5 protein-coding genes and 1 pseudogene are annotated in these 5959 nt (G+C 67.9%); 4 read left to right on the top strand and 2 right to left on the bottom strand.

Features of this window, described 5'->3' with window-relative positions; translation table 11 throughout:
* The 3 genes and pseudogenes from sucC to ACFE77_RS15830 all read left to right on the top strand — a co-directional run.
* Positions 1–431 (top strand): annotated as a pseudogene (gene sucC, locus ACFE77_RS15840) (succinate--CoA ligase subunit beta); the annotation flags it as partial.
* A 125-nt stretch (positions 432–556) separates the two neighbouring features.
* Positions 557–1315: an electron transfer flavoprotein subunit beta/FixA family protein gene (locus ACFE77_RS15835; RefSeq protein WP_375422610.1), complete on the top strand. Its 759-nt coding sequence runs from the start codon at positions 557–559 to the stop codon at positions 1313–1315.
* The gene (locus ACFE77_RS15830; RefSeq protein WP_375422609.1) at positions 1312–2241 is read left to right on the top strand and encodes an electron transfer flavoprotein subunit alpha/FixB family protein; all 930 of its coding nucleotides are present in this window, start codon (positions 1312–1314) and stop codon (positions 2239–2241) included. The genes ACFE77_RS15835 and ACFE77_RS15830 overlap by 4 nt, the downstream gene beginning before the upstream one ends.
* 146 nt (positions 2242–2387) lie before the next feature.
* On the opposite strand, the gene ACFE77_RS15825 is transcribed toward ACFE77_RS15830, so the two are convergent.
* Together ACFE77_RS15825 and ACFE77_RS15820 are read right to left on the bottom strand one after the other, a co-directional pair.
* Positions 2388–2891 (bottom strand): MAPEG family protein, encoded by a 504-nt coding sequence (locus ACFE77_RS15825; RefSeq protein ID WP_375422611.1) that lies wholly within the window; start codon positions 2889–2891, stop codon positions 2388–2390.
* 5 nt (positions 2892–2896) lie between these two features.
* Positions 2897–4111, bottom strand: a complete 1215-nt coding sequence (locus ACFE77_RS15820; RefSeq protein ID WP_375422608.1) for a UbiH/UbiF/VisC/COQ6 family ubiquinone biosynthesis hydroxylase — start codon at positions 4109–4111, stop codon at positions 2897–2899.
* Between the two features lie 107 nt (positions 4112–4218).
* Here ACFE77_RS15820 and ACFE77_RS15815 point away from each other — a divergent pair.
* On the top strand, positions 4219–5959 hold a 1741-nt coding region (locus ACFE77_RS15815; protein WP_375422607.1), incomplete at its 3' end, for a DNA translocase FtsK 4TM domain-containing protein.

The raw sequence follows: 5959 nt of genomic DNA, 5'->3' as shown, positions 1-5959 counted from the left end.
AGTACGACCTCGCCTATATCAAGCTCGACGGCGACATCGGCTGCATGGTCAACGGTGCCGGGCTCGCGATGGCGACGATGGACATCATCAAGCTCAACGGCATGTTCCCCGCGAACTTTCTCGACGTCGGCGGTGGTGCCAACAAGGAAAAGGTCACCGCGGCGTTCAAGATCATCCTCGGCGATCCCGCGGTTAAGGGCATCCTCGTCAACATCTTCGGCGGAATCATGCGCTGCGACATCATCGCCGAGGGCATCGTCGCCGCGGCGAAGGAAGTGAACCTTTCGGTCCCGCTGGTGGTTCGTCTGGAAGGTACCAACGTCGATCTCGGCAAGGACATTTTGTCCAATTCCGGGCTCGCCATCGTTGCTGCTAACGATCTCGGCGATGCGGCGAAGAAGATCGTCGCCGAAGTACAAAAGGCCGCCTGAGCACGGCCGCATCCCGATCGGGACGGTCGACCGCGCGTTCGCGGCGATCGTCCTGGTATCTTGAGGGATGACGAACAAGTGTCCGGACCCCTCCCCAGGAAGTTTGGATACGGGAAAGGAAGCTGATGAAGGTGCTGGTCCCGGTCAAGCGCGTGCTTGACTATAACGTGAAGCCCCGGGTGAAGGCAGACGGGACGGGGGTCGACCTCGCCAACGTCAAGATGAGCATGAACCCCTTCGACGAGATCGCGGTCGAAGAGGCGATCCGGCTGAAAGACCCCGCTCGTGGTGGGGGCGTCACCGAGATCGTCGTCGTCTCGATCGGCGAGCAGAAGGCGCAGGAAACGCTGCGCACCGCGCTCGCGATGGGCGCTGATCGCGCGATCCTCGTGGTGTCCGAAACGAAGGTCGAGCCGCTCGGCGTCGCCAAGATCCTCGCCAAGATCGTCGCGGAGGAGAGCCCCGACCTGATCATCCTCGGCAAGCAGGCGATCGACGACGACAACAACCAGACCGGGCAAATGCTCGCCGGCCTACTCGGCTGGGCACAGGGCACCGCCGCGTCGAAGGTCGAGATCGACGGCAGCACGATCAACGTCACGCGCGAGATCGACGGCGGCGCCGAGACCGATGCGCTGAAGCTACCCGCGATCGTCACCACCGATCTCCGCCTCAACGAGCCGCGCTATGCGTCGCTGCCGAACATCATGAAGGCGAAGTCGAAGCCGTTGGCGCAGAAAACGCCCGCCGATTACGGCGTCGACGTCACCCCGCGGCTCACCACGCTGAAGGTGGTCGAACCCGCCAAGCGGACCGCGGGCGTGAAGGTCGCCGATGTCGACGAACTCGTCGGCAAGCTGAAGGCAATGGGAGTCGCGAAGTGAAGACGTTGGTCTGGGTCGAGCATGACGGCGCGGCCGTCAAGGATGCCACGTTGTCGGCGGTCACCGCCGCTTCGCAGCTGGGCGAGGTCCACCTGCTGGTCGCCGGCAAGGGCGTCGACGCCGTCGCCACCGCGGCAGCCGCGATCGCGGGTGTTGGCAAGGTCCACGTCGCCGACGACGACGCGTTCGCGCACGCGCTCGCTGAGAACGTCGCGCCGCTGGTCGCCGAGCTGATGGGTCATCACGACGCGTTCGTGGTGCCGTCGACCTCGACCGGCAAGAACATCGCGCCGCGCGTCGCCGCGCTGCTCGACGTCATGCAGATCAGCGACATCCTGTCGGTCGAAAGCGAGGATACCTTCACCCGTCCGATCTACGCCGGCAACGCGATCGCGACGGTCCAGTCCTCGGACGCCAAGAAGGTGATCACCGTTCGCGGCACCGCCTTCGCCAAGGCGGCGACCGACGGCGGATCGGGCCAGATCGAGGCGGTCGCATCGACCGGCGACAAGGGCCTGTCGACCTTCACCAGCGCCGAGATCGCCAAGTCCGAGCGTCCGGAGCTGACCAGCGCGAAGATCATCGTCTCGGGCGGGCGCGCGCTCGGCTCGGGCGATCAGTTCCACGCGCTGATCGATCCGCTCGCCGACAAGCTCGGCGCCGGCGTCGGCGCCAGCCGCGCCGCGGTCGATGCGGGCTATGCCCCCAACGACTATCAGGTCGGGCAGACCGGCAAGATCGTCGCACCCGAAGTCTATGTCGCGGTCGGCATCTCCGGCGCGATCCAGCATCTCGCGGGGATGAAGGACAGCAAGACGATCATCGCGATCAACAAGGACGAGGACGCCCCGATCTTCCAGGTCGCGGACATTGGCCTGGTCGGCGACCTGTTCAAGATCGTACCGGAACTCACCGGGAAGCTGTAAGGTAGCGGGGGGGCCGGGCGCTCGCCCCCCCGTCACCCCGGACTTGATCCGGGGTCCCGCTCATTTGCCCGAATGGAAGCCGCTGATCGCGCAGGAAGCGGGACCCCGGATCGAGTCCGGGGTGACGGCTAGGGAGGTTTCTGCCCCTACCCCAATCGCGCCATCACCAGCCGCACCAGCACGACCAGCAGCGCCAGCACGCTCGGATAGAAGGTCAGCGCGAAGCCGAACGCGCGTGCTGCCGCGCCGCGTGGGTAACCGGCCCAGAACAACACCCGGCCGACCGAGAAACACCCCACCAGCAGCGCGATCGTCCCCGCGCTGCTCGCGACATAGGTCAGTGCCGCATAGGCGAAGCCCGCGATCACCGCCTGCTCGACCGTGTTCTGCGACACCGCGCGCGCGATCCGGATCGCCGGCGGATCGTCACCGCCGACCGCCGCACCCATCGCGGCGGAATCGAAGAACCGCAGCCGCGCGACGTTGCCGACCGTCGCCGCCACCCACAGCCCCAGGATCGCCACCGCCGCGCCCAGCGTCTCCGTCGGCGCGCCGATCGCGCCGGTATTGAGCCCGATCGCGAGCGCCACGATCGCGACCAGCAGCCCCGCCGCCATGCCCTGCGCGACGCCACGCCGCTCGGGAGTCATCTTGCTCACACCGGCAGGCCCTGCAGCAGCTTGGGCAGATCGCCGCTCTCGCCCCGCGCTTCGGCCATGAACCGGTCCTTCAGCGGCGGCACCGCATTCACCGCGCTTATCCCGAACCGCCGTACCGCGCTCGCCGCCTTGCCCGGAATGCCGAACAGCCGCGCCAGCCCGTCGGTCGCCGCCGCAACCATGAACGTATCGAGCCCACGCCACCGCTGATATCGCGCCAGCAAGGCAGCGTCGCCAAGATCGAGCCCCAGCCGCTTGCCGTCGACCAGCACCTCCGCCAGCGTCGCCACGTCGCGAAAGCCGAGGTTCAGCCCCTGCCCCGCGATCGGGTGAATGCCGTGCCCAGCATCGCCGACCAGCGCCAATCGCTCCGCGGTGATCCGCGCGGCATGATGGAAGCCGAGCGGATAGCTCGCGCGCGGCGACGCCGCCGACAATTCGCCGAGGAACCCGCCCATCCGCTTCGTCGCTTCTGCCAGGAAGCCGCGATCGCCGAGCTTCAGCATCCCCGCCGCGTCCTTTGCGGTCACCGTCCACACGATCGCCGACCGATGACCGATCTCGTCGTCGGGCAGCGGCAGCAGCGCGAACGGCCCCGCGGGATAGAAGATCTCGAACGCGATCCCCTCATGCGCGCGCTCGTGATGGAATGCGCCGATGATCGCAGCATGATCGTAGCGCCATTGCGCGACGCTGATCCCCGCGGCGACGCGGGTAGGCGAGTTGCGCCCCTCCGCCGCGATCAGCAGCGGCGCCCGGACGACCGCACCGTCGCTCAGGGTTGCGGTCACCCCTGCCGCATCCCGAACGATGTCGGCGGCGCTGGTCCGCATCCGCAGATCGACCAATGGCGCCTCCGTCGCGGCGTCGAACAGCGCCCGACGCAGCAGCTTGTTCTCGTACATTACGCCCAGCGCACCGTCGCCGGCATCGGGCACGAAATCGAGCGCGCCCGGTTCCAACCCGTCGCTGACCCGGATCTGCCGGATCGGGCAGCCCAGCCCCCTGATCCGCTCCCCGACCCCGATCGCGTCGAGCATCCGCCCGCTCGCGCTCGCGACCGCCGATGCTCGGCCGTCGAAGCCCGGTGCCAGCGTCACCGCGGGATCCGCGGGATCGACCACGATCGAGGTCAGCCCGTGCGCGGCGAGCGCCAGGGCCTGCGTCGCGCCGACGAGGCCGCCGCCGAGGATGATGACTTCTGTGTCCATAAGGACTCTCTATCCCCGCAAACCGATCGTGCCAACGCCGCTGGCTTGACGTCGTGGCGTGTGCGGCCGATGAATTGCGCGCATTTCGGACATTGGGGGTTGGAGCGATGGCGACGCGTGCGCAGCCGGGGTTGTTGCGTGAGACCGTGAAGGCTGGCGCGGTCCGCAGCAGCGCCCTGTTCGGCTCGATCGCGCTGTTCGTCGCGACCTTGCTGATGGCGCTGGCATTGGCGACCTACCGCGCCAGCGATCCCGCGCTCAACACCGCGTCAGGAGGCGCCGCGCAAAATCTCGCGGGGCTGCCCGGTGCGTGGTTCGCGGACATCGCGCTGACGCTGTTCGGTCCCGCGGTCGCGCTGTTGCTGCCGGTCGCGCCGATCGTCGCGGTGCGGCTGTGGCGCGCGCAGCCCGCCGGGCGCTGGTTGCGGATGCTGCGAAACGCCGCGATCGGAGTCGCGCTGATGGCGACCGCGTTGTCCTTCGTCTCGGCGACATCGGTGCTCGCGCTGCCCGCCGGCTGGGGTGGGTTGATCGGCCTGTCGCTGTCGCACATCGCCGCGTGGGCACTCGCCTTTGCCGACAACCCTTCGGTCTCGACCTGGGGCATGCGCGCGATCGGGCTAGTGGCGATGGTCTCAGGCATCGTGATCTGGGCGAAGAGCCTCGAGATCGATCTCGGCGATCGTCGCTGGCGCCGCCGCCGGGTGCCGCGGATCGCCTATGCCGGCGCCCTGGCTGACGCCGATGACGAGCATGACGAGACCGACGACGAGCCGCTGACGCTCGATCGCAAGGCAGTCCCCCCGCGCGCGGTCGCCGCTCCCGATCCACGGCCCGCCCCGGTGATCGCGGACCGCTCGCTTGCGCCGTCCGCCGCCAAGCCGCGCCCGAAACAGGCGCAGCTCGATCTCGGTCACGCCTATAAGCTGCCGTCGATCGACCTGCTCGCACCCCCGCCGCCGACGCCCAAGGGCGCGATCGACAAGGCCGCGCTGGAACGCAACGCCCGCCTGCTCGAAAACGTGCTCGACGATTTCCACGTGAAGGGATCGATCATCGAGGTCCGCCCCGGCCCGGTGGTGACGATGTACGAACTCGAACCCGCCGCCGGCATCAAGGCCAGCCGGGTGATCGCGCTCGCCGACGACATCGCGCGCAACATGTCCGCGATCTCCGCCCGCGTCGCAACCATTCCCGGCCGCACCGTGATCGGCATCGAGCTGCCCAATGCCAAGCGCGAGACCGTGGCGCTCCACGAACTCGTCGGCTCGCAGAGCTTCGAGGATCAGTCAGCGCAGCTGCCGATCATCCTCGGCAAGAACATCGCGGGCGACCCGGTGATCGCCGATCTCGCGCCGATGCCGCATCTGCTCGTCGCCGGCACCACCGGATCGGGCAAGTCGGTCGGGCTCAACTGCATGATCCTGTCGCTGCTCTACCGGCTGACGCCGACGCAGTGCCGGATGATCATGATCGACCCGAAGATGCTGGAACTGAGCATCTACGACGATATCCCCCACCTGCTGTCGCCGGTGGTGACCGATCCGCCGAAGGCGATCCGCGCGCTGAAATGGGCGGTCGAGCAGATGGAGGAGCGCTATCGCATGATGGCGTCGGTGGGCGTGCGCGGGCTGGGATCGTTCAACGACAAGGTGCGCGCGGCCAAGGCCAAGGGCCAGCCGCTCGGCCGCAAGGTGCAGACCGGGTACGACGCGGAGACCGGCCAGCCGATCTACGAGGAAGAGAAGCTCGAATATGAGGTGCTGCCGCAGATCGTCGTGATCGTCGACGAGCTCGCCGACCTGATGATGACCGCGGGCAAGGAAGTCGAGTTCCTGATCCAGCGGC

Source organism: uncultured Sphingomonas sp. (genome assembly GCF_964243315.1).
In the GTDB taxonomy this organism is placed as follows: domain Bacteria; phylum Pseudomonadota; class Alphaproteobacteria; order Sphingomonadales; family Sphingomonadaceae; genus Sphingomonas.
Note: the sequence above shows the minus strand (reverse complement) of the source record. Positions and strands in the feature narration are given on the sequence as shown.

Bases quoted from the DNA above. Each gene is read 5' to 3' on its own strand.
- ACFE77_RS15820 (WP_375422608.1), bottom strand. From the start codon at position 4,111: ATGGACACAGAAGTCATCATCCTCGGCGGCGGCCTCGTCGGCGCGACG.
- ACFE77_RS15825 (WP_375422611.1), bottom strand. From the start codon at position 2,891: ATGACTCCCGAGCGGCGTGGCGTCGCGCAGGGCATGGCGGCGGGGCTG.
- ACFE77_RS15835 (WP_375422610.1), top strand. From the start codon at position 557: ATGAAGGTGCTGGTCCCGGTCAAGCGCGTGCTTGACTATAACGTGAAG.